Source organism: Streptomyces sp. NPDC001832 (genome assembly GCF_040297265.1).
GTDB lineage: Bacteria > Actinomycetota > Actinomycetes > Streptomycetales > Streptomycetaceae > Streptomyces.
Window position 1 is genome coordinate 1 of record NZ_JBEOYU010000029.1, and the last position, 23231, is coordinate 23231.

23 protein-coding genes are annotated in these 23231 nt (G+C 70.6%); 13 read left to right on the forward strand and 10 right to left on the reverse strand.

Going from position 1 to position 23231, the window contains the following annotated elements; all coding sequences use genetic code 11:
- Positions 1-97: 97 nt before the first annotated feature.
- Genes ABT115_RS21460 through ABT115_RS21480 form a run of 5 tightly spaced genes read right to left on the reverse strand, consistent with a single transcriptional unit; the run spans position 98 to position 4953 of the window.
- Positions 98-1504: a purine-cytosine permease family protein gene (locus ABT115_RS21460; RefSeq protein ID WP_351792151.1), complete on the reverse strand. Its 1407-nt coding sequence runs from the start codon at positions 1502-1504 to the stop codon at positions 98-100.
- Positions 1505-1552: 48 nt separating this feature from the next.
- Positions 1553-2509 carry an ABC transporter substrate-binding protein gene (locus ABT115_RS21465; RefSeq protein WP_351792154.1) on the reverse strand — a complete coding sequence of 319 codons (957 nt, stop codon included), beginning with the start codon at positions 2507-2509 and terminating at the stop codon, positions 1553-1555.
- 11 nt (positions 2510-2520) lie between these two features.
- Positions 2521-3183 carry an ABC transporter permease gene (locus ABT115_RS21470; protein WP_351792157.1) on the reverse strand — a complete coding sequence of 221 codons (663 nt, stop codon included), beginning with the start codon at positions 3181-3183 and terminating at the stop codon, positions 2521-2523.
- 1 nt (position 3184) lies between these two features.
- Positions 3185-3826 (reverse strand): ABC transporter permease, encoded by a 642-nt coding sequence (locus tag ABT115_RS21475; RefSeq protein WP_351792160.1) that lies wholly within the window; start codon positions 3824-3826, stop codon positions 3185-3187.
- Positions 3823-4953 (reverse strand): ABC transporter ATP-binding protein, encoded by a 1131-nt coding sequence (locus ABT115_RS21480; RefSeq protein WP_351792163.1) that lies wholly within the window; start codon positions 4951-4953, stop codon positions 3823-3825. Before ABT115_RS21480 ends, ABT115_RS21475 begins: the two co-directional genes overlap by 4 nt.
- A 156-nt stretch (positions 4954-5109) precedes the next feature.
- Here ABT115_RS21480 and ABT115_RS21485 point away from each other — a divergent pair, with 156 nt between their 5' ends.
- From ABT115_RS21485 to ABT115_RS21495, 3 genes are all read left to right on the forward strand, one after another.
- Positions 5110-6672: an aromatic amino acid ammonia-lyase gene (locus ABT115_RS21485; RefSeq protein WP_502969141.1), complete on the forward strand. Its 1563-nt coding sequence runs from the start codon at positions 5110-5112 to the stop codon at positions 6670-6672.
- Entirely contained in the window at positions 6669-7520 is an 852-nt protein-coding gene (locus ABT115_RS21490; RefSeq protein ID WP_351792166.1) for a MurR/RpiR family transcriptional regulator, read from the forward strand. Before ABT115_RS21485 ends, ABT115_RS21490 begins: the two co-directional genes overlap by 4 nt.
- A gap of 128 nt (positions 7521-7648) precedes the next feature.
- Complete coding sequence (locus ABT115_RS21495; RefSeq protein WP_351792169.1) at positions 7649-8215, forward strand: hypothetical protein; 567 nt, start codon at positions 7649-7651, stop codon at positions 8213-8215.
- Positions 8216-8225: 10 nt separating this feature from the next.
- On the opposite strand, the gene ABT115_RS21500 is transcribed toward ABT115_RS21495, so the two are convergent.
- The 4 genes from ABT115_RS21500 to ABT115_RS21515 all read right to left on the reverse strand — a co-directional run bounded on the left by ABT115_RS21500 (position 8226) and on the right by ABT115_RS21515 (position 10439).
- A complete protein-coding gene (locus ABT115_RS21500; RefSeq protein WP_351792172.1) occupies positions 8226-8600 on the reverse strand; it encodes a hypothetical protein in 375 nt (124 codons plus the stop codon).
- 77 nt (positions 8601-8677) lie between these two features.
- Positions 8678-9142, reverse strand: a complete 465-nt coding sequence (locus ABT115_RS21505; RefSeq protein ID WP_351792175.1) for a roadblock/LC7 domain-containing protein — start codon at positions 9140-9142, stop codon at positions 8678-8680.
- A 38-nt stretch (positions 9143-9180) separates the two neighbouring features.
- Positions 9181-9924, reverse strand: a complete 744-nt coding sequence (locus tag ABT115_RS21510; protein WP_351792302.1) for a transcriptional regulator — start codon at positions 9922-9924, stop codon at positions 9181-9183.
- Positions 9925-10010: 86 nt separating this feature from the next.
- Positions 10011-10439, reverse strand: a complete 429-nt coding sequence (locus ABT115_RS21515) for a hypothetical protein (protein WP_351792178.1) — start codon at positions 10437-10439, stop codon at positions 10011-10013.
- A 266-nt stretch (positions 10440-10705) separates the two neighbouring features.
- On the opposite strand from ABT115_RS21515, the gene hutU reads away from it, so the two are divergent.
- From hutU to hutI, 4 genes are all read left to right on the forward strand, one after another.
- Positions 10706-12364: a urocanate hydratase gene (gene hutU / locus ABT115_RS21520; protein ID WP_351792181.1), complete on the forward strand. Its 1659-nt coding sequence runs from the start codon at positions 10706-10708 to the stop codon at positions 12362-12364.
- Between the two features lie 107 nt (positions 12365-12471).
- Positions 12472-13680: an allantoate amidohydrolase gene (locus ABT115_RS21525; RefSeq protein ID WP_351792305.1), complete on the forward strand. Its 1209-nt coding sequence runs from the start codon at positions 12472-12474 to the stop codon at positions 13678-13680.
- Positions 13671-15056 (forward strand): formimidoylglutamate deiminase, encoded by a 1386-nt coding sequence (locus ABT115_RS21530; RefSeq protein ID WP_351792184.1) that lies wholly within the window; start codon positions 13671-13673, stop codon positions 15054-15056. The genes ABT115_RS21525 and ABT115_RS21530 overlap by 10 nt, the downstream gene beginning before the upstream one ends.
- Before the next feature lie 32 nt (positions 15057-15088).
- A complete protein-coding gene (hutI, locus tag ABT115_RS21535; protein ID WP_351792187.1) occupies positions 15089-16261 on the forward strand; it encodes an imidazolonepropionase in 1173 nt (390 codons plus the stop codon).
- A 180-nt stretch (positions 16262-16441) separates the two neighbouring features.
- Here hutI and ABT115_RS21540 read toward each other — a convergent pair whose 3' ends face one another.
- On the reverse strand, positions 16442-17413 hold the full coding sequence (locus tag ABT115_RS21540) for an RNA polymerase sigma factor SigF (protein ID WP_351792308.1): 972 nt from the start codon (positions 17411-17413) through the stop codon (positions 16442-16444).
- Between the two features lie 283 nt (positions 17414-17696).
- Here ABT115_RS21540 and ABT115_RS21545 point away from each other — a divergent pair, with 283 nt between their 5' ends.
- The 6 genes from ABT115_RS21545 to ABT115_RS21570 all read left to right on the forward strand — a co-directional run bounded on the left by ABT115_RS21545 (position 17697) and on the right by ABT115_RS21570 (position 23207).
- Entirely contained in the window at positions 17697-18065 is a 369-nt protein-coding gene (locus tag ABT115_RS21545; protein ID WP_351792189.1) for an STAS domain-containing protein, read from the forward strand.
- Between the two features lie 190 nt (positions 18066-18255).
- Positions 18256-18777: an ATP-binding protein gene (locus tag ABT115_RS21550; RefSeq protein WP_351792192.1), complete on the forward strand. Its 522-nt coding sequence runs from the start codon at positions 18256-18258 to the stop codon at positions 18775-18777.
- 238 nt (positions 18778-19015) lie between these two features.
- The gene (locus tag ABT115_RS21555; RefSeq protein WP_351792311.1) at positions 19016-19684 is read left to right on the forward strand and encodes a peptidase; all 669 of its coding nucleotides are present in this window, start codon (positions 19016-19018) and stop codon (positions 19682-19684) included.
- 45 nt (positions 19685-19729) lie between these two features.
- Positions 19730-20725 (forward strand): COG1470 family protein, encoded by a 996-nt coding sequence (locus tag ABT115_RS21560; RefSeq protein ID WP_351792194.1) that lies wholly within the window; start codon positions 19730-19732, stop codon positions 20723-20725.
- On the forward strand, positions 20722-21840 hold the full coding sequence (locus tag ABT115_RS21565; protein ID WP_351792197.1) for a hypothetical protein: 1119 nt from the start codon (positions 20722-20724) through the stop codon (positions 21838-21840). The genes ABT115_RS21560 and ABT115_RS21565 overlap by 4 nt, the downstream gene beginning before the upstream one ends.
- A 35-nt stretch (positions 21841-21875) precedes the next feature.
- Positions 21876-23207, forward strand: coding sequence for a hypothetical protein (locus tag ABT115_RS21570; RefSeq protein ID WP_351792313.1), 1332 nt, complete (start codon positions 21876-21878; stop codon positions 23205-23207).
- Positions 23208-23231 lie beyond the last annotated feature (24 nt).

A 23231-nucleotide genomic window follows, 5' to 3' on the forward strand; every position in this document is an offset into this window, starting at 1 on the left:
CTGGACCCCCCGCTGCGGGCCGGGGGCCCCGCCGCGGCGGGGGGCACCCCCCTGGGTGGGGTGACCTCCGCCCGGTCGGAGGTCACCCGACAGGCTCTCAGGCCGCCGGCACCCGGTCCGTCGGCATGATCGTGGCCGCCGGGACGTGGGAGGTGTCGCGGCGGGCGAGCAGCCAGTACAGCAGGGCCGGTACGAGCAGGCCGACCATCCAGGAGATGTCCGCGCCGCCCAGCGGCTCCACCAGCGGGCCGGTGTAGAAGGTCGTCGCCAGGAAGGGGAGCTGGGCGACGATGCCGACTGCGTAGACCGTCAGTGCGTCCCAGCGCCAGGCGCCGTAGCGGCCGTCCGGGTCGGACAGGGCCGGAATGTCGTAGCGCTCGCGCGATATCAGGTAGTAGTCGACGAGGTTGATCGCCGACCACGGGGTGAAGAAGGTCAGCAGGAACAGCAGAAAGTCCTTGAACGAGGCGAGGAAGGTGTCCTTGCCGAGCAGGGCGACTGCCGTGCCCGCGATCATGATCACGGCGATGTAGGCGGAGCGGCCGCGCTGCGACAGCGCCCGCTGCCCGCGGAAGCCGCTGATTCCGGTCACCATCGACATGAAACCGCCGTAGGTGTTCAGCACGTTGATGGTCAGCTTGCCGAGTGCGATCACGAAGTAGAGCAGTGAGGCGATCAGCCCGGTGCCGCCCAGTGAGACGACGTAGCTGACCTGGTCGTCGAGGAACGCCTCGCCCGCGGATGCCGCGACCAGCACGCCGAAGGCCATGGACCACTGGGAGCCGAGCGTCGTGCCGGCCAGTGTCCACCAGAAGGTGGCGCGGGAGCTCGTACGGCGCGGCAGATAGCGCGAGTAATCGGCGACGTATGGCCCGAACGCCAGCTGCCAGGACGCCGCGATCGACACCGCGAGCAGGAACATCGGCAGGTCGAAGGCGCGGTCGGCGAGTGCGGCGCCGAGATCGATCCGGTCCAGCAACCGGATGCCGAGATAGATGAAGGCCAGCGCGCAGACCACACTGGCGACCCGGCCGAGGACGTGGACGACCCGGTAGCCGATCACCGCCATCAGTGCGGTGATCGCGGCGAAGACGAGGATGCCGGGGGTCTGCCCGAGGTGGGTGAGCTCGCCGACCGACTGGCCGGCCAGCACGGTGCCGCTGGCGAAGAAACCGACGTACATCACGACGACCAGGAGCAGCGGCACGACCGCGCCCCGCACCCCGAACTGTGCCCGGCTGGAGATCATCTGGGGCAGGCCCAGCCTGGGGCCCTGCGCCGAGTGCAGCGACATCACCGCTCCGCCGAGCAGATTGCCCACCAGCAGGCCGATCAGGGACCAGAAGGCGCCGCCGCCGAAGATCACCGCGAGTGCGCCACTGACCACCGCGGTGATCTGGAGGTTCGCTCCGAGCCAGAGGGTGAACTGGGAGAACGCGGTGCCGTGCCGTTCATCGTCCGGTACGACGTCGATCGAGCGGCGCTCGACGAGGGAGTCGGCCATCGGGGATTGCTCCTTGTTCTCTTAGCTCTTCTGCCAGGCCGTGTTCTTTTACTCTTCTGCCAGGCCGTGTGCCGCGGCCCAGCCGTGCGCCACGTCCTTTGGGTCCTTCCTGTCCTCGTCCACCAGACGGTTCAGCTCCGTGAGGTCCTTTGTCGTGAGGGTGGCGCCCAGGCGGGCCAGTGCCCTGCGGACCGTGGAGTCCGCCGCGCGGTCCGCGATCAGGGGGACCACGTGCTGGCCGGGGATCAGGTTCTTGGGGTCGGTGAGGACCACCCAGCCCTCGGCGGTGATGTCCGTGTCGGTGGTGAAGAGGTTGGCGACGTCGACATCGCCCTTCTTCAGCGCTCCCTTGACCAGCGGGCCGGAGGAGTCCAGCGACTTGAACTCCTTGAACTCGACTCCGTACACGTCCTTCAGGCCGACCGCCCCGACCGTCCGCTTCTTCACCTCGGGGGCCGCGCCGATGACCAGCTTGCCGTTCTGCTTCGCCAGGTCGGCGAGGGAGGTCAGGCCGTATTTCCTGGCGGTGTCCGATGTGACGACGAATGCGTCCGAGTCCTCCGCCATGCCGTACGGAAGGATCTGGAGGCCCTTGGGGAGGGCGATGGCCAGGGCGTTCTGCATCTCGCCCTCCTCGGTGGCCTTCGCCTTCGGGTCGAGGTAGTGCAGCAGGGCGCCCTGGTACTCGGGGAGCAGATCGATGTCGCCGCCCTCGAGGGCGGGGATGAGGATCTCGCGGGTGCCCAGGTTGGCGCGGACCTTTGTCTTCACTCCGGCGGCCTGCAGGGCTTCGGCGTACAGGTAACCGAGCACCTGGTTCTCGGTGAAGTTGGCCGTGCCGATGGTGACGCCGCCGGCGCTGGAGCCGCCGCCGGTGCCACCGCCGCCCTGGCCGTCCAGCGAGGTGATGCCACTGCTGCAGGCAGCGAGCGCGGGGACTGCGGCCGCGGCGAGGAGGCCGCCCAGCAGGGAGCGGCGGGTGGTGCTGCGGGGAGTGCGGGTCATGGGTGGTCTCCTCAGGCGGTGCGGTGACGGAAGAGGATGCGCTGCAGCCCGGACAGGGCCAGGTCCAGGAGGACGGCCACGACCGCCACCAGGACCGCGCCGCCCAGTACCTGGACGAGGTCGCGCTGGGCCAGGCCGTCGAAGACGTACCGGCCGAGGCCGCCGAAACTGACGTACGCGGCGACCGTGGCGGTGGCGACGACCTGGATCAGGGCCAGGCGCAGGCCGGTCATGATCAGGGGAAGGGCGAGGGGGAGTTCCACCTGCCACAGGATCTGGTGGCCGCGCATGCCCTGGCCACGGGCGGCGTCCTTGACCTCCGGGTCGACGGCGGTCATGCCGGCGTAGGTGTTGGTGACGATCGACGGGACGGCGAGCGCGACCAATGCAACGTACACCGGGGTCATCGACAGCCCGCTGGCCAGGAAGACGAGCACCACCAGACCGACCGTGGGCAGCGCCCGGCCGAACGACGAGAGGTTGATGGCGAGGAAGGCGCCGCGCCCCGTGTGGCCGATGAGCAGACCGATCGGGAGGGCGATCACCGTCGCGATCAGCGTGGCGAGGAGCGAGTACTGGAGATGCTCGGTGAGGCGGTGGGCGATGCCGTCCGGGCCCTGCCACTGCTCGGCACCGGTCAGCCAGGTGCCGAGGTCCGCGAAGAGTTCGTACATGTCAGGCCCTCTTTCGCTTCCAGGGGGTGAGCGCGTACTGCACGGCGACCAGCAGGGCGTCCGCGACCAGTGCGAGCAGCAGGGTCAGGGCGATGCCGACGATCACCGGGGTGGGGAAGTTGCGCTGGAACCCGTCGGTGAAGAGCTGGCCGAGACCGCCGTCGCCGATGTACGTGGCCACGCTGACCAGCGAGATCGACATGACCGTGGCGATCCGTACGCCCGCCATGATCACGGGGAGGGCGAGGGGGAGCTCGATGGTGAACAGGATGCGCAGGGGGCGGGTCCCCATCGCTTTGGCGGCCTCACGGGTGCGCGCCGGGACGGAGTCGAGGCCCTCGACCGTGTTGCGGAGGAGGACGACAAGTGTGTAGACGGTCAGGCCGATCACCGTGGTGGTGCGGGTGAGGCCTGAGACCGGCAGCAGGAGTACGAAGACCGCGATGGACGGGATGGTGAAGAGGATGTTCGACAGCCCCAGGAGGAAGCCGCGCAGGGGGCGCACCCGGTGGGCTAGGACGGCCAGCGGGAGCGAGATCAGCAGGCCGAGGAGTACGGCGGTCAGGGCGGCCTGCAGGTGGGAGACGGTCAGGGTGGTGAGGTCGCTCGCGTGGTCGGACATCCACGACCAGTCGATGGTCATGCGCTGCCCTTTCCGGCCGGGACCGTCGCGGGCCGAGGGGGCTCGGCCGCTGCGGAGTGGGCGGCGCCCGCCCGGGCGTGCACGGCCTCGCGTGCGGTGACCCCGGTCAGGACGCCGGCGTCGTCGATCCTGGCTATCAGTCCGGCCGGTGAGGTGACCGATTCGTTCAGCGCGGAGAGCAGCGAGTCCGTGTCGCGCAGCGGTCGTACGGGGAGGAGCGCGGCGTCCCCCGCCCGGCCCGGCCCGGTGGCTGCCGGGTCGAGCCAGCCGAGGGGTTCGCCCTTGGCGGAGACGACCAGTTGCCAGTCGGTGCGCCCGGCGGGGGCGGTTTCGTCGGCCCGCACCGTTGTCGCCGGTTGCCGGGGGAGGTCCGCGAGCGTGCTCAACGAGAGCAGTTTCAGGCCGCGTTCGGCTCCCAGGAAGTCGGCGACGAAGTCGTCGGCCGGGCGGGCGAGGAGTTCGGCGGGCGGTGCGCACTGCACGAGATGGCCGCCGGTACGGAAGACGGCGATCCGGTCGCCGAGCCGTACCGCCTCGTCGATGTCATGGGTGACGAAGACGATGGTCTTGCTCAGCTCCTGCTGGAGGCGGAGCAGCTCGTCCTGGAGCTGGGTCCGCACGACGGGGTCGACCGCGCCGAACGGCTCGTCCATCAGCAGGACCGGAGGATCGGCGGCGAGCGCGCGGGCCACGCCGACGCGCTGCTGCTGGCCTCCGGAGAGCTGGTGCGGGTAGCGCTTGGCGGCGTCGGCCGGAAGCCCGACCGTCTCCAGCAGCTCGGCAGCGCGGGCCCGGGCGCGCTTGCGTCCGTGGCCCAGCAGCAGCGGGACCGTGGCGATGTTGTCGAGGATCGTGCGGTGCGGAAAGAGTCCCGCCTGCTGGATGACGTAACCGATGCCCCGCCGGAGCTCGGCGGCGTCCGCTTCGAGGATGTTCCGGCCGCCGAGCGTGATCGTGCCGGAGCTCGGATCGACCATCCGGTTGATCATCCGGAGAGTGGTGGTCTTGCCGCAGCCGGACGAACCGACCAGGACCGTGATGCCGCCCTCCGGCATGGTGAGGCTGAGCTCATGAACTGCCGTCGTGCCGTTCGGGAAGCGCTTGTTCACTGCGTCGAATTTGATCATCGGTCGTCCCTTGCCCCGGCTGCATATAGTCATGCAGAGTTCTTGTTGACTGAATAGGTTGTCAATGCCTCGGGGTAAAACACTGGTGACAGAATCCCGAAAGGCAGGACCGGGTGTCCGGATGAGGAGTGATTGCGCATGATGTCGTCCCGCATGATGGACTCCTCGCCCTTCGGTGGGTGGGTCGCGGACCACGCCGTCACCATCGTCGAGCTCGACGGAGAGGCAGTCCCCGTCGCCGATGTCGTCCGGATTGCCCGCGGCGCCGCCCGGCCCGTGCCCGACGCCGAGGCGATGAAGCGGGTCGACCGGTCGTGGGTGGCCGCCCGGGAGCTCGCCGCGACCGGGCGGGTGTACGGGCGATCCACCGGGGTCGGCGCCAATCGCAACGAGGAGGTCCCGACCGAGGCCGCCGCCGACCACGGGCTGCGGTTGCTGCGCAGCCACGCCGGGGCCATCGGCGAACCGCTGCCCGCCCGCGAGGTCCGCGCGATGCTCGCCGTGCGTGCCAATCAGCTGCTCGCCGGCGGCGCCGGACTGCGGCCCACCGTCGTCACCGCGCTCTGTGAGGCGCTGGAGGCGGGGGCACACCCGGTGATCAATGAGTTCGGCTCGGTCGGCACCGGGGACATCGCCGCCCTCGCCCAGGCCGGGCTCGCGCTCGCCGGGGAACACCCCTGGCAGGGGCCCGGCGCCGCCCCCGAACCCCAGCCGCTCGACAACAACGACGCCCTCGCCCTGATCAGCAGCAACGCCCTCACCCTCGGTCAAGCCGCCCTCGCGCTCGACGAGCTGCGCCGGCTCGTCACCGCCACCGAGGTGGTCGCCGCGCTCTCGCTGCTCGCGGTCGACGGTTCGTACGAGGCGTACGCCGAACCGGTCCACGCCGCCCGTCCGCACCCCGGCTCTTACCGGGTCGCGGCGCGGATGCGGCAGTTGCTCGGTGCCCCAGACCGCCCGGGGCCCCCGCTCGGCCGGATTCAGGACTCGTACGGCTTCCGCTGTCTGCCGCAGATCCACGGGCCCGCGCAGGACGCCGCCGACGCGCTCGAACAGGTCCTCGCCATCGAGATCAACGCGGCCGCCGAGAACCCGCTGATCTGCCCGGACGCCGGCCTCAACGACAGTCCCGCCGCCTACCACCACGGCGGTTTCTACATGGCCCAACTCGCCCTGGCGCTTGACCACTTCAGGCTCGCTGTCGTGCAGGTCGCGCGGCTCTCGACCTCCCGGCTCTCGGCGCTCAACGAGCCGTCCTTCACCCGGCTGAGGCCCTTTCTCGCCGACGGTGAACCCGCCTCCTCGGGCGTGATGATCCTGGAGTACGCGGCCGGAGCCGCCCTCGGCGATCTGCGGGCGTTCGCCGCGCCCGCCTCGCTCGGCCACGCCGTACTGTCCCGGGGCGTGGAGGAGCAGGCGAGTTTCGCCTCGCTGGCGGCCCGCCAGACGCTGCGCGTGTGCGGCGCCTACCGGCAGGTCGTCGCCTGTGAACTCGTCTCCGCCGTAAGGGCGTTGCGGCTGCGCGATCTGCGGCCCGATCCCGGCCTGCCGGTCGGGCGGGCGTTCGAGCTGGCCGATTCGCTCCTTGAAGGGGAGTTCACGGACCGGCCGCTCACCGATGATGTGAAGGCGGCGGCAGGGGAGCTGCTCGACCGCTGCACGGACCTGTGGAACACCGATCTCACCACCACCAGCACCAGCATTAGGGGGACAGCATGAGCGGGAGCAGTCCGGCCGCGCGGTTGCAGCAGCTCTTCGAGGGGCACAGGCTCACGCCCACGCAGCGGCGGATCGCGCACTCGATGGTGCGCAGGGCCGGGGACGTCCCGTTCCTGTCGAGTGTGGAACTCGCCGAGCTCGCCGGGGTCAGCCAGCCGTCCGTCACCCGGTTCGCCGTCGCGCTCGGGTTCGACGGATATCCGGCGCTGCGCAGGCATCTGCGGGAGGTCGCGCCCGGACCGGTCGAGGGAGGTGCGGGTACCGCCGCCGATACCTACAACGAGTACCAGCAGGCCGTCCGCGCCGAGATCGAGAACCTGCAGCACCTCGCCGAACTCCTCGCCGACCCCGCTCCGGTCGAGCGGGCGGGGCGGCTGCTCGCCGCGTCGCGCCCGCTGCCGGTGCTCGGGCTGCGCGCCGCCTCCTCGCAGGCGCGCGGGTTCGGGTACTTCGCGGCCAAGGTCCACCCCGATGTCCGGGTGCTCGACGAGGGCGGCAGCATGCTGCACGACCGGATCGACGCCGCGCGGCGGGCGGGCGCCACAGCGCTGATCTGCTTTGCGCTGCCCCGGCATCCGAAGGAGGTCGTGGACGCTCTCGCGTATGCGCAGCAGCAGGGGCTGACCGTGGTGGCGGTCGCGGACTCCGCTTTCGCGCCCGTCGCCAAATACAGTGATCTGCTGATCCCGGCCGCCGTCGGCACCGGGCTCGCCTTCGACACGGCGTGTGCGCCCATGCTGCTGGGCCGGGTGCTGCTGGAGGCGATGTGCGACGACCTGCCCGATGCGCAGGCGCGGTTGGAGGAGTTCGACGCGCGAGCGGTGGCGCGGGGGCTGTTCGCCGAGTGACGGGTGGCGGCGACGGCCCGTTGGGGAGCCCCCCCACCGGCCTCGGCGATTCTCAGACATCGCTCATTTGCGGCGACTAATCTCCAGGCCCAGAAGGATCGACAGGAGCTGCAAAGAGAGGTACGGACGTGGGGCGCGGAGCGCAGTCGTTGGCGAGGGTGGCCGTGATCGTACGGGCCGGAGCCGCACCGCTGTGGTGGTTGGGGCTGCTCGCCGCGGCGCTCGGCGCATTTGTGCCGGGGCTCACTGGACTGAAGATCGGGCTGCTGGCCGGAGCGGCGCTGTTCCTGATCACCGCCGCCGTGGTGGCGCTCGCACGCGGTCGGCGGTACGCCGGACTGGCCAGTGGCGCCACCCGCGCCGGGCGGTCCGACTTTCTCCAGGACCGGGCCGTGACCGTACGCAACCGGCGACGCGGGAATCGGTGGTGGCTGCTCGGGGCGTTCCTTGGAGCGGTGGCGAGCGCGTTGCTGCTGCCCGCGGCCGGTGGGATGGTGCTCGCGGGCGCGGGGGCCGGGCTCTGGATCAAGGCTGTCAGGATCGGGCAGCGTGAGCGCCGGGACGACACCCTGTACTGGGTGCGGACCGACTGGGTGGAGCGTGGACGGCCCGCGGGCAAGCGGGTGAAGGGGTATCGGACGACTGGGCCGATGGCGGGTGACGCCGCGCCCGGCGGGGCGCGGCGTCGGCGCTGAGGCCGCCGGGTCAGACCTCCAGCTCGGCCTCGATCCGCTTCAGCTGGTGGCGGGCCATCGCCAGGTTGGCGCGGCCCGAGTCCAGCACCAGGTAAAGGAACAGGCCGTTGCTGCCGCGGGACTTGAGCAGCCGGATCATGTGGTACTGGGTGCCGAGCGTGATCAGGATGTCCTCGATCTCGTCCTGGAGGCCGAGGTGCTCCATGGTGCGGAGTTTGGCGCGTACGACATCGGTGTTGCCCGCGGCCGCGACCTCCAGGTTGAAGTCCTTGCCGCCGCCGAGGGTGCCCAGCGCCATTCCGCTGGTGTAGTCGACGAGGGCGACACCAAGGGTGCCCTCGATGGACGTCATCGCTTCCTTCAGTGACGCTTCGGTGTTCGCCATGAGTGCTCGTTTCCTTTCCTTGCCGGCCGAGGTGACCGGCTCCGTCTTCTGGCGTTCCTGGTGCGGTGCGACTGGTGCTACGTGCGGTGCGGGAGCGGGCCGGGGGCTGGGGTCCGTGGGCGCGGGGCATGCGGTGCCGGCGCGGGTTGTGCGGTGCGTTTCAGTGCGGCGTCGACCAGTTCGCCGATCCGGGTGCTCGCCCGGCGGCCTTCCAGGTGGAGCCGGCCGACGTTGATCCGGTCCTCGGCCAGCAGTGTGAGGAGGGCCGAGGAGCCTGCGGCGTACGTCGCGATGTAGCCGGTCTCGCCCCGTACGAGAAGTTCACGGAAGCCTCCCCGGCCGGTCGCCTCCGCCATCCGTATCGCGACGCCGAGCGCGGCCGCGGTCAGTGCGGCGACGCCCTCCGCCTCGACTCCCGGGGTGTCCTGCGCCAGGACGAGGCCGTCGGTGCTGGCTGCCAGCGCGCCCGCGAGGAGCGGCACCCGGGCCCGTAACCGCTGGAGTTCGTCCAGGACGTCCTGGACTTCGGCCTCGGGAACCATCAGATGTCTCCTCCCGGCACGCTGTCTGAGCGCGCGTATCACAGGGCCTCCAATGCGTCTCTGAGCCGGCGCAGCAGGGCGACCTCGGGGTCGGCCGTGACCTCGGGAAGCGTGATCCGGCCGGGCGCGGAGGCGGACGGGGCCGCCGTCTGCCGAACCGCTTCGACCAGTCCAGCGGCCGTGAGCCGCCGAAGGTCGACGAGGATGTGGAACGCCGAGCGGCCCAGGTGCTGGGCGATGTCGGATGCCGTACGTACTCCGTCCACCACGTCGAGTACGCGGCGCCGGCGCGACGGGACAGGGGCGTCGACGGGATGGGCCGCCCGGGCGAGCGGGGCGGTGTCGGTTACCGCGTCGGGCCAGATCCGGTCCAACAGCTCCCAGCGCCGGAGCGTCTCGCGCTGCACGGCATCGACGGGGACGGAGTGCACGGGGCCGATCCAGTGCGAAACCCCGTAACGGAACCGGGCCGGGGTCCGGGTGGAGGAGAGGGCGAAGAAGGCGGCGTCGTACAGCGCACTCAAGTGGCAGAGCTCCAGTGCGCCGCCGGGTATCCGTCCGCTGTCCACCAGGTAGCGGCCGACCCGCTGCCCGGCGCCCGCCTGGGCGACCGCGTCCCACCAGCCGTCGCGGTGCAGGGCGCCGTTCGCGGTGAGCAGGATGTCGAGGCCTGGTGTCGCGGGACTCTCGGCGTGCACGACCTGTCCGTCGGCGAGGTAGAGCGTGCCGCGGTCGCGCATCAGGGCGCCGGTGGCGTGCTCGGCGGCGAGACGCTGGAGCATGGGGGAGAGGGCGGAGGCTGCTCTCACGGGGAAGGGTCTCTCGGGTGAGGTTCTCGCGGGAGGTGTTCTCTCGGGCGCGGTGGTTCTCATGCCAGGACCAGTCGCTCCGCCATCTCGCCCAGCCTTATACGGGCCAGCGCCAGGTTGCCGTCGGAGCGGTCGAGCCACAGATGCAGGAAGACGCTGCTGTCGAAGGCCGTCTCGACGAATCGGATGATGTGGTAGCCGGCGCGGGTGGTGACGATGACGTCTTCCACCGGTGGCGCGGTGCCCGTCGAGGTAACGTCGTTCCCGTCCGGGCCTGCCAAGAGTTCCGGGACGGAGAGGGCGAACACGGGCTGCTCCACCGCCATGCGCGCCACCTCGGCCGTCTCGGCGGCGGTCGCCTCGTGATCGCCGTTGGGCGAGTCGCCGATGGCGCCTAGGGCGAGACCGCTCGTCCAGTCGACCACCGCGGCGCCGCGGGCACCGGGCAGCCTCATGACATCGAGCAGGCACTCGTCGATTCCGGGCATGCGGACTCCCTCCCGACCTGACGTGCGGCTGTGCCCCAGAGGCTACGCAACGTGCCCGCCCCAGGTGGGAGTTCTGGCATTTTCCATTGGTACATGCGGAAGGCGATCGGAAACGGTCGGACCCGCTGCCGCCCCTGTCATGTTCTGTCCGCGTTCGGTGTCGCATCCCGTCTTCAAGGCAGGTCTTTCGTGCGCGCCTGTTGACTACAAGTATTCAGAGAAGCAGGATGTGAATAGAAGCAACACAGTCGCGAGGAGGCATTGCCATGTCAGGACCCCGCCCCGTACGGGCGCCGCGCGGTACCGAACTGAGCGCCCTGGGATGGCAGCAGGAAGCCGCCCTCCGCATGCTGCAGAACAACCTCGACCCCGAGGTCGCCGAACACCCCGACAAGCTCGTCGTCTACGGCGGCACGGGCAAGGCGGCCCGCGACTGGCGTTCGTTCGACGCGATGGTGCGCACGCTGCGGACGCTCAAGCAGGACGAGACGATGCTCGTCCAGTCCGGGCGCCCGGTCGGCGTCATGCAGACGCACGAGTGGGCGCCGCGGGTCCTGATCGCCAACTCCAACCTGGTGGGCGACTGGGCGAACTGGGAGGAGTTCCGCCGTCTGGAGGCGCTCGGACTCACCATGTACGGCCAGATGACGGCCGGGTCGTGGATCTACATCGGCACGCAGGGCATCCTGCAGGGCACGTACGAGACGTTCGCCGCCGTCGCCGCCAAGAAGTTCAACGGGACGTTGGCCGGCACGATCACCCTGACCGCCGGGCTCGGCGGCATGGGCGGCGCCCAGCCGCTCGCCGTGACCATGAACGACGGCGTCGCGATCTGTATCGACTGCGACCCGCGCGCCATCGAGCGCCGCATTGAGCACCGCTACCTGGATGTGCGCGCCGACTCCCTGGAGCACGCGCTCCAGCTCGCCACCGAAGCGCGCGACGCGCGCAAGCCTCTCTCCATCGGGCTGCTCGGCAACGCGGCGGAGCTGCTGCCCCGAATGCTCGCCGAGGGCGCACCGATCGACATCGTCACCGACCAGACCAGCGCGCACGACCCGCTTTCGTACCTCCCGCTCGGCGTCGACTTCGACGACATGGCCTCGTACGCCGCCGAGAAGCCCGCCGACTTCACCCAGCGCGCGCGGGAGTCGATGGCCAGGCACGTGGAGGCGATGGTAGGCTTCATGGACGCCGGCGCCGAGGTCTTCGACTACGGCAACTCGATCCGCGGCGAGGCCCAGCTCGCGGGCTACGACCGGGCATTCGACTTCCCCGGATTCGTCCCCGCGTACATCCGGCCGCTGTTCTGCGAGGGCAAGGGCCCGTTCCGCTGGGCCGCGCTGTCCGGCGAGGCGTCGGACATCCACAAGACCGACAAGGCGATGCTCGAACTCTTCCCGGAGAACGAGTCGCTGCACCGGTGGATCAAGATGGCCGGCGAGCGCGTCCACTTCCAGGGGCTGCCCGCCCGGATCTGCTGGCTCGGCTACGGCGAGCGCGACCGTGCCGGTGAGCGTTTCAACGACATGGTGGCCTCCGGCGAGCTGGCCGCACCGCTGGTGATCGGCCGCGACCACCTGGACTGCGGGTCGGTGGCGTCCCCATACCGCGAGACCGAGGCGATGCTCGACGGGTCCGACGCGATCGCCGACTGGCCGCTGCTGAACGCCATGGTCAATGTGGCGTCGGGGGCCTCCTGGGTCTCCATCCACCACGGCGGCGGCGTCGGCATGGGGCGCTCCATCCATGCCGGGCAGGTGACCGTCGCCGACGGTACGAAGCTGGCCGGCGAGAAGATCCGCCGAGTGCTGACGAACGACCCGGGAATGGGGGTCATCCGGCACGTCGACGCGGGGTACGACATCGCGGAGTCCGTTGCCGCGGACAAGGGCGTGCGGGTTCCCATGACGGAGGAGCAGTGAGCCTGACGGGCGGAAGTGGTTCCGTGGGCGCCGAGGGTTCCCCGGCGCCCTCCCTCTCCCATGGTCCGCAGGGACCGAGAGGGGCCGGGCAGCCGTCCTTCCAGGCCATGTGGAAGGAACTTGCCCCCATCGGACGCCACCCCGAGAGCGGTGGGTACCGGCGGTACGCCTGGACCGGGGCCGATGCCGACTGCCGTGCCTGGTTCCGCGCGCAGGCCGAGGCACGCGGGCTCACCTACGAGGTCGACCGGAACGGCAATCAATGGGCCTGGCTCGGCGACCCCCTCGCGGGGGACGCCGTAGTAACCGGATCGCATCTCGACTCCGTACCGGACGGCGGTGCCTTCGACGGTCCGCTCGGTGTGATCTCCTCCTTCGCCGCGCTCGATGAACTCCGCCGCAGAGGAGCCGAGTTCACCCGGCCGCTCGCCATCACCAACTTCGGCGACGAGGAGGGGGCCCGGTTCGGGCTCGCCTGTGTGGGCTCCCGGCTCGCCGCCGGACAGCTGACCGTCGAGGCGGCACACCGGCTCCGCGACGGTGACGGCATTACCCTGCCGCAGGCCATGGAGGCGGCCGGGTACGACCCCGACGCCATCGGCCCGGACCCCGGACGGCTCGCCCGTATCGGTGCGTTCGTCGAGCTCCATGTCGAGCAGGGGCGCTCCCTCGACCTCACTGGCGACCCGGTCGGTATCGCCTCCGCGATCTGGCCGCACGGCCGCTGGCGGTTCGACTTCCGGGGCGAGGCCAACCACGCGGGGACCACCCGGCTGGTCGACCGGCGCGACCCGATGCTTACGTACGCCGAGACCGTGCTGGCCGCCCGCCGCGAGGCGGAGCTCGCCGGAGCCGTCGCCACCTTCGGCAAGATCAGCGTCGAGCCGAACGGGGTCAACGCCATCCCCTCCCTCGTCCGTGGCTGGCTCGATTCGCGCGCCGCCGACCAGGACACCCTCGACGCCGTCGTCATGGGCATCGAGCGGGCCGCCCGGGAGTACGCCGAGCGTGCGGGCATCGATCTCGATGTCGTACGGGAGTCCTTCACGCCCGTAGTGGAGTTCGAGCACGCCCTGCGCGACGAGCTCGGCAAGATCCTGAGGGGCCGGGGCGACACCGACCGCGCCGTACCCGTCCTCGGCACCGGCGCCGGACACGACGCGGGCATTTTGTCCGCTTCGGTCCCTACCGCCATGCTGTTCGTACGGAACCCCACCGGGATCTCGCACTCGCCGGCCGAGCACGCCGCCGAGGACGACTGCGTGGCCGGGGTGATCGCTCTCGCCGATGTACTGGAAGGTCTCGCGTGCAGCTGACAACGGAACCGACGGGCCGGCCCGTCGCCGTGACGTACTGGTTGTCCCACGCCTGGCTCGGCACCCATGTCGAGCCGGGCGTCGCCCTGGACGTGTCCGGCGGGATCGTCACAGGCATCCGCACCGGCGTCGCCAACCCGCCGCCGGGCGCCACCGTGCTGCGCGGGCTCACCCTTCCCGGGCTCGCCAACACCCACTCGCACGCCTTCCACCGCGCCCTGCGCTCCACCGTCCAGGTCGGCTCCGGCACCTTCTGGACGTGGCGCGAGACCATGTACCAGGTCGCCTCCCGGCTCACCCCCGATTCGTACTACGACCTCGCCCGTGCCGTGTATGCCGAAATGGCCCTGGCCGGCATCACCGCGGTCGGCGAATTCCACTATCTGCACCACGCGCCGGGCGGCACCCCGTACAGCAACCCGAACGCGATGGGCGAGGCGCTGATCGCCGCCGCCGACGCGGCCGGGATCCGGATCACTCTGCTGGACACGGCCTATCTCGCCGCCGGATTCGGTCAGCGAGCCGGCCGGTACCGGGAGCCCGACCAGCACCAACTGCGCTTCTCCGACACCACCGCGGACGCCTGGGCCGAACGCGCCTCCCTGCTCAAGGGCAGCGACCACGCCCTGATCGGCGCGGCCGTGCACTCCGTACGCGCCGTGCCCGCCGGGCAGTTCGCGACCGTGGCCAAGTGGGCCGAGGAGCGGCAGGCGCCCCTCCATGTCCACCTCTCCGAACAGACCGCGGAGAACGACGCCTGCCAGGCCGCCCACGGCTGTTCCCCCACCCGGCTCCTCGCCGACCACGGGGTCCTCGGCCCGCGCACCACCGGCATCCACAACACCCACCTCAGCAATGAGGACATCGCGCTGCTCGGCGTCTCGGCCACCGGCACCTGCATGTGCCCCACGACCGAACGCGACCTCGCCGACGGCATCGGACCCGCCGTCGCCCTGCAGCGCGCCGGCTCGCCGCTCTCCCTCGGGAGCGACAGCCACGCCGTGATCGACCTCTTCGAAGAGGCCCGCGCGATGGAGCTCAACGAGCGTCTGCGCACCCGTACCCGGGGCCACTGGACGGCGGCCACACTGCTGCGTGCCGCCACCGTCGACGGGCACGCCGCCCTCGGCCGGTCCGACGCGGGCACCCTGGAACCGGGCGCGCTCGCCGACTTCACCACCGTCGCCCTGGACTCCGTCAGAACAGCGGGACCGGTGCCCCGACTGGCTGCCGAAGCAGTCGTCTTCGCCGCCTCCGCGGCCGATGTGCGCCATACGGTCGTGGCAGGCCGGCACATCGTCCGCGACGGGCAGCACACGCTCGTCGAGGACGTCCCCGCAGCACTCGCCTCGGCCATCGCCGTCCTGCACGGCTGAGCCCGGACCCTCGCAAGGAGAGCAGTCCCCCGATGACGACGACCGCCATCACCAACATCGCCAGTCTGGTCACCAACGACCCCTCCCTCAGTGACGGTTCCCCCCTGGGCCTGATCCTGGACGCGGCCGTCGTCATCGAGGACGACCAGGTCGTCTGGACCGGTGAGTCAAGCAAAGCACCCGCCACTGACAACGCCGTCGACGCGGGCGGCCGGGCGGCGATTCCCGGCTTCGTCGACTCCCACTCCCACCTCCTGTTCGCGGGCGACCGCACCGAGGAGTTCAACGCCCGGATGTCCGGACGGCCCTACAGCGCGGGCGGCATCAGGACCACGGTCGCCGCCACCCGCGCCGCCACCGACGACGAACTCTCCGCCAACGTCGCCCGCTACCTCGCCGAGGCGCTGCGCCAGGGCACCACCACATTCGAGACCAAGTCCGGCTACGGCCTCACCGTCGAGGACGAGGCCCGTGCCCTGCGCATCGCGGCTCAGCACACCGATGAGGTCACCTACCTCGGCGCCCACATCGTCTCCCCGGACTACACCGACGACCCGGCCGGCTACGTCGCCCTGGTCACCGGAGCGATGCTCGACGCCTGCGCCCCGTACGCGCGTTGGGTCGACGTCTTCTGCGAGAAGGGCGCCTTCGACGGCGACCAGGCCCGCGCCATCCTCACCGCCGGCCGGGCCAAGGGCCTGCACCCCCGCGTCCACGCCAACCAGCTCGGCCACGGCCCAGGCGTCCAGCTCGCCGTCGAGCTCGACGCCGCGTCCGCCGACCACTGCACCCACCTCACCGATGCGGACATCGACGCCCTGGCCCAGGGCAACACCGTCGCCACCCTGCTCCCCGGTGCCGAGTTCTCCACCCGGGCCACCTGGCCGGACGCCCGCCGCATCCTCGACGCGGGTGTCACCGTCGCACTCTCCACCGACTGCAACCCGGGCTCGTCGTTCACGTCCTCCATGCCCTTCTGCGTCGCCCTGGCCGTACGCGACATGGGCATGACCCCGGACGAAGCCCTCTGGTCCGCCACTGCGGGCGGTGCGGCGGCCCTGCGCCGTACGGACATCGGCCGGATCGCCCCCGGCGCCCGCGCCGATCTGGTCCTCCTCGACGCACCCAGCCATGTCCACCTCGCCTACCGGCCGGGTGTCCCACTGGCCCACGCGGTCTGGCAGCGCGGCAAGCGCGTCGTCTGAGCGCGGCCGGCACAGACCGGCGTCCACGACAAGGCGCCCATGACGCCGCGTCAGACATGCGGAAGGACCCGCCCTTTGCCAGGCAGGTCCTTCCGCAAGGGGGCTCTCGGTGCGCCATGCGGGTGTCATGACCTTCCTCGCGATGGGGAGGTCGTTGCCGCGGGCACGCGCTGTGCCCGTTCACTCCTCCAGCGTCAGGCCCTTCCGGAGCTTGACCAGCGTGCGGGAGAGCAGCCGAGACACATGCATCTGGGAGATGCCCAGCTCCTCACCGATCTCCGACTGCGTCATATTGGCGACGAACCGGAGCGAGAGGATGGTGCGGTCGCGGCCAGGCAGTGAGGCGATCAGCGGCTTCAGGGACTCGACGTACTCGATGCCTTCGAGTCCGTGGTCCTCGTAGCCGATACGGTCCGCCAGCGCGCTTTCGTGCTCGCCCTCCTCGGGCTTGGCGTCCAGCGAGCTCGCGGTGTACGCGTTGCTCGCGGCCATGCCCTCGACGACCTCGTCGTTGGTGATGCCGAGACGGTCGGCGAGCTCGCCCACGGTGGGCGAACGATCCAGCTTCTGGGCGAGCTCGTCGCCCACTTTGGCCAGGTCGAGCCGCAGCTCCTGCAGTCGGCGCGGTACGCGCACCGACCAACTGGTGTCGCGAAAGAAGCGCTTGATCTCACCGACGATGGTCGGCATCGCGAACGTCGGGAACTCCACGCCACGGCTGAGCTCGAAGCGGTCGATCGCCTTGATCAGGCCGATGGTGCCGACCTGGATGATGTCCTCCATCGGTTCGCTGCGGGAGCGGAACCGTGAGGCGGCGAACTTGACCAGGGCCAGGTTCAGTTCGACGAGCGTATTACGGACGTACGAGTACTCGTGGGTGCCCTCTTCGAGGGATTCGAGCCGCTCGAAGAGCGTCTTCGACAGGGCCCTGGCGTCCAGCGGCCCCACTTCGTCGTAGGGCGGGATCTCGGGAAGTCCGTCGAGACCCTCGGTGACGCCGTGGAAGTCGACGCTGTCTACGGCGGTGCTGCTGGTACTGATGTTGCGCGTGCCATATCCGGCGTTCGCGGTGGGGGAGTCTGAGTGGGTCAGTCCCTGAGGACATGCTGACGTCGCGTCGTGGGTACGCGGTCCGTCGAGCCGGGGTGACATGATCGCCTCCATCGTTCTCGGCATATGGCTGCCGATGCCCATACGTGTTTCCTGCGGTGAAGCGGCGCCTCCAAAGCCGACCGTGTTTTGGGTGTCCCCCTACCCTTACCCGGTTTGGATGGGTAGTTACAAGCTCTAATTGTGGTCATATGTCCGGTTTGTGGAGGTCTTCGGGTACCACGTGGCGTACGGAACGCGTACTGTTCCAAGAACGTCAGCGACGGCTACAGCGAATCTGCGCACGCTGAGACGCAGACAGTGACGACGGCGAAGAGGGACGGGCATGGACCGCGGGACGGTCGGCAGTGCGAATCGGGGTCGGCTTCAGGTCGAGGCCCGCGCCGAGGGGTGCAGCGAGGTCGTGACGCCGGTGGGTGAGCTGGATCACCACACGGCGGATCTGCTGCGGGAACCCCTGGAGAGCGCGGTCGAGCAAGGGCGGGTACGCCTGGTGGTCGACTGCTCGCGACTCGAATTCTGTGATTCCACCGGGCTCAATGTGTTGCTCGGTGCCCGTCTCAAGGCGGAGGCGGCTGGGGGAGGGGTCCATTTGGCCGGAATGCTGCCGGTGGTGGCGCGGGTCTTCGAGATCACCGGGGCCGAGGCGGTCTTCACCGTCCATGAGTCCCTCGAAGCGGCCCTGGACACCTGATCTTGGCGCGTTTCGCGCCCCGGGGGCCCACGTGTTGCCCTCGTCACGCGATCCGCGTAGATGAAGCGGGTGTTGTCACGACTCCGCCGGGCAGGAGAGACCCGGTGGAGTCGTGGGCGGCCCACGCGCTCTGTATCTGTACTTGTAACTGTTCAATGGCGACACGGTGAATCGGTGAGGTGAAGCGCTGATGAGCACCACCCGGCAGCATCCGCCGGGCGACCTCGGCCGCGAGCCGGAGGACGCCGGTGTGGGCGCACACGCCGACCCGGGCGCCGGTGCGGCCTCCTCCGAGCCGGCCGAGTGGCAGTGGCGCAGGTTGTCGCTGCGGGGAGTCGGCGGCATCGTGCCGACGGCCCGGGACTTCGCCCGCCAGGCGCTTCACGACTGGGGCTGGCTCCCCGCGACGAGCGCCGACGGACGGGCCGCTGCCGAGGACGTCCTGCTGGTCGTCTCCGAGCTGGTCACCAACGCCTGTCTGCATGCGGGCGGTCCCGACGAACTGCGTATCGCGTGCACGGCGAAGGTGCTGCGGGTGGAGGTCGTCGACGGCGGTGTGGGACAGCCCGCGCCGCGCACCCCGCACCGGGCCGGCCGACCCGGCGGGCATGGCATGTTCATCGTGCAGCGGCTCTGCCTGGATTGGGGCGTCTTGAGGGTGGCGGGCCGAGCAGGTAAAACCGTCTGGGCGGAACTGGCCGCCCCCGCCTAAGGGTTGTCCCGTAAGCCGTCGCGCGCCCGCCACGGATTTCGGGACAGCCCTTAGGGTTCGGGACACGGGGCGCATGGCTCCGCATTTGTACCTTTGAAGAGCGCGCCGGATCGGCGCGCTTTTTGTCTTCCCTCCACAAGGCCCCAGGCGTACCTTGAGCGCCCAATCTGATGTGTCGTCAGTAACTTGCGTCGGTGAGAGACGGCGCGCGGCGACTTCCGGCATGAGGGGAACTCAGGTGTCCTACCAGAAGCGAACAGCTCTCGCGCTGGCGTCCGCGCTGGCGGGCACGGTGGTGCTGATGGCCGCGCCCGCCGCCCACGCCACGGTCGTGGACGTCGACTACCAGTGCAAGACCCCGATCGGGGACAAGAGCGCCGTGTCCCCCATCGACATCAAGAGTGTCAAGAGCGGCGGCGGCTACAAGCTCACGATGTCCTTCCAGAAGGGCGTCTCGTCCAGCCCCGTCGAACTGGGCAAGGGCGCGATGAGCCCCAGCGCGGTCATCGAGGTGGGGGGCGCGGACTCGGGCCAGGTCAAGGTCTCCGGCGCGCCGAACTCCGTGGCCATTCCCGCCAACACCCCCATCAAGATCAATGAGTTGTCGGGTACGTACACCCCGAAGAAGAAGGGCAAGGTCGACTTCACCGCCGGTGTGCTGACCATCAAGGCGCTGGGTACGACCACGACCTGCACTCCCTCCAACCACCCGGGGCCGTCGCTCCAGCTCGATGTGACGGCCGCGGGCAACGCGCAGAGCACCCCGGACGACGGCGGGCAGTTGCCGAAGACCGGTCCGCTCGACTCGGCCGTGGCGCTCGGCACGCTCGGCGGCACGGTGCTGCTGACCGGTGCGGCCGGAGTGCTCTGGCTGACCCGGCGCGGACAGGGGGCCGTGGGTCGATAGGGCCCCACGAACCCGCCGCCGCCGTCACGCACCAGGGAGCCGCCCATGCCGTCGCCGACCGGTCACGCCGCCCGACTCGCCCTCGCCGTGCTGCTGTTCACCTTCGCCCTGACTCCGGTGGCCGGCGCCGTGGCCCGGACGCCGGCGCCCGCGAGCCCCGCGCCGTGGACGGCGCAGCCCGCGGTGAGCGGCTTCGGCGCGGACGGCGGCAGACCGTACTTCTACCTGGAGGGCCCGCCCGGCACCGTCCTTCAGGACAGGCTTTCCGTCACCAACTCCGGTACGGCCCCGGTCACCGTGCGGCTGCGCGGCGCCGACGCGTACAACGCCGAGGACGGCGGCTTCGCGGTACGCGGCGGCAAGGGCTCCACCGGGACCGGCGCCTGGCTGCGGACCGCTGCCACCGAGGTGACCGTGCCGGCCCGCACCCGCGCCGATGTGCCGTTCTCCGTCACGGTGCCGGCCGGCGCGACGCCCGGCGACCACCCCGGCGCGATCGTCGTGGAGAGCGGGGGCCGCTCGGTGGGTGTGCGGGTCCAACTGCGGGTCGGCGGGCCGACGCTGGCCGCACTCACCGTCGAGGACGTCACCGTGTCCGGGCGGACCATCCACTACACGCTGGTCAACCGCGGCAACACGGCGCTGGCCCCGCGGATCGCGGTCGGTGCCGATGGAGTGTCCGGGACGCTGCTGCGGCGCGAGGCGCGCACGCTGCCGGTGGAACTACTGCCCGGACAGCACGTCAGGCTCAGCGAACCGTGGCGGGACGCCCCGGCTTTCGACTCGGTGACCGTACGGCTGCGCGTCACGGCGGCGGGCGGCGCGCACGGCGAGGCGACGGCCCGTGCGGTCTTCGTCCCGTGGGCGCCGGTGGCCGGTGGCGTGCTGCTGCTCCTGGCCGCCGTCGCCGCGGGCACGTACGCGTACCGGCTCCGGCGCTTACGCAGACGGCCACCGGACGACGACAGGCCCGGACAGTCTTCGGGAGATCAACAGCAGGTCGAGAGAAGGCACTTGGTGAAGGCGGGAGCGGAATCGTGACTGGACAGACCGGACCGGCGACATTCCGCGGAGGCAGCCGCCGGTGGGCGGCTGCGCTGCTCGGCGCACTGCTGCCCACCCTGCTGATACTCTCCGCGACCGGCGCCGTCGCGGCGGGTACGAGGGCCGCGGACGCGAAGCCCGTGGTCACCCTCTCCAAGCAGCAGGCGGGCAAGGGCGGTGGCATCACCGTCAAGGGCAGCGGCTGGCGTCCGAACACGCTGCTGATGATGCTGATCTGCGGACAGTCCACGCCGGACCGCGGCGTGGTCGGCGGCACCAACTCCTGTGCCAACGCCGAGGGTCGGGCCGTCACCACCGGCACCAAGGGCGATTTCAGCAAGAAAATGCCGGTCGCCGAGCCGCCCGCACCCTGCCCCTGCGTGGTGCATGTCGCCACCGTCACCGGGGAACAGGCCACCGCCGACGCCGTGTTCGTCGTCGCCGGTCACCCGGTCGCCGCGCTGCCGAAGGAGAGCGAGGGCGGCAGGCTCGCGGTACTGGCCACCACCCGGCTGGAGGGCGACAGCGGGATCCTCACCTGGTTCGGCGCCCCACCCGCCCGGCAGCTGGTCTTCACCGTGGGCAACCTCGGGTCCGCTCCCGTCAAGGACCCGGTCTTCCGGATCGGCACCGCGCACGGCGTTCTCGCCCCGCAGTGGGAGGAGCGGCAGTGGCGCGGCACCATCGAGTCCGGCCGCAAGGCGCAGATCAAGCTGCCGGTCGAACTGGCGGCGGGCGCCCACGGCGACTACCAGGTCTCGCTGAAGTACGGCAGCAAGGTGCTGGCCGAGCAGCCGTGGGGGGTCGGCCGCCCCTGGGGCGTCACCGTCTTCTGGATCCTGCTGTGCGTCGTCGTACCGGCCGCGGTGTTCCGGATCGGCATGGCGATCGTCGACAAGGTACGTCCCCGTACCTCCCGCGCCCCGGTCCGTGTCGGGTGCCACCGTCACCCACAACTGGCCGATGTGACCGCCAGGGTCCCGAAGCTGCGCCGCGCACCGGGGCAAGCCGAGAGCCCCGCGGCCGCGCCCACCACCACGGCCGTGCTGCCGTGGTTCACACCGGATTCCGCACCGTCAGAGAACAGACCGACGACGAAGGGACATTCGTGAGTACGCAACGCAGGACCGTCGCGGCGGGAGTCGCGATGATGCTCGGCGGCGCGGGCATGCTGCTGGCCGCGAGCCCGGCCCAGGCCGCCGACGTCTCGTACAAGACGGAGTGCATTCCCCCGTCCATCTCCGGACTGCCGCCCGTGCAGGGCACCACCGAGGTGCAGCTGACCGCGCCGGCCGGGGCAAAGGTCGGGGACACCGTCGAGGTGGTGTGGAAGACGGTCCGGGCCGCCTCCAACAACCCCGATGTCCTCGACCTGGACAAGGACACGGTCAAGCCGACCGGCACCATCAAGGTGGGCGGCGCGGCCACGGGCACCCTGCAGATGGAAGGGCCGCGGCAGAACCCGCCGATCCCCAAGAACAGCCCGATGGTGCTGTCCGACATGAAGGGCACGCTGAAGCTGGAGAAGGCCGGTGAGATCACGCTGACGCCGGACGCCTACAACATCAACGTCTCCAAGCCGATCTCCACGGACACCAAGTGCACCCCGAAGGAGACGGTGCAGCCGGGCGCGACCATCGAGGTCACGGACGGCAGCGGAGCCACGACGGCGGGCGGTACGACCTCCGGCTCCACCACCGGTTCCACGACCGCCGGCGGCACGACGGCCACGGGCGGCACGACCGCGGGCACGACCGCCGGCGGCACGACGGCCACGGGTGGTACCACTGCGGGCGGCACCACCTCGGGTTCCGGCGGCGGCAGCGGCCAGACCGACTTCCCCGGCAAGGAGGTCTCGGTCAACTTCGCCTGTACGTCCCCGGGACCGGCCGCCATCGCCTCCAAAGTGACCATCAACGCCAAAAAGAGCGGAGGAAGTTACGCGCTCACGGTCAAGACGGCCAAGGGCGTGATGGACAGCCCGGCCGCGCTGCCCGCCGGTGCGCTCAAGCCCTCCATGGACATCGTCATCGGCGGCGCCGACAAGGGCTCGGTGAAGGTCACCGGACCCGCCAACGCCGAGCCGCTGGAGCAGGGCAAGCCGGTCGATCTGTCCGACATGACCGGCACCTACAAGCCAGGTGCGTCCGGGAAGTCCACGCTCAGCCCCGGCACCCTGACGATCGATGTCACCCTGGGCTCCTCCAAGATCAACATCCCCTGCAACGTCAAGGGTCAGGTGGCCCCGTCGCTGGAACTCGACACCACAGCCCAGCAGGGCGGTGCCTCCGGCGGCACCACCACGGGCTCCGCAGCCTCCACGGCAGGCGGCACGGACTCCGGCGGCGGACTGGCCGCCACCGGGGCCGAGGACAACGGCACCCTGCGCGCACTCGGCCTGGTCGCGGGGACGGCGATCCTGCTGGGCGGCGCCGTGTTCACCTTCACCCCGTGGCGCAGGCTGCGCGGCACCAGGTGAGCTGAGCTTCGTACGGATACACGC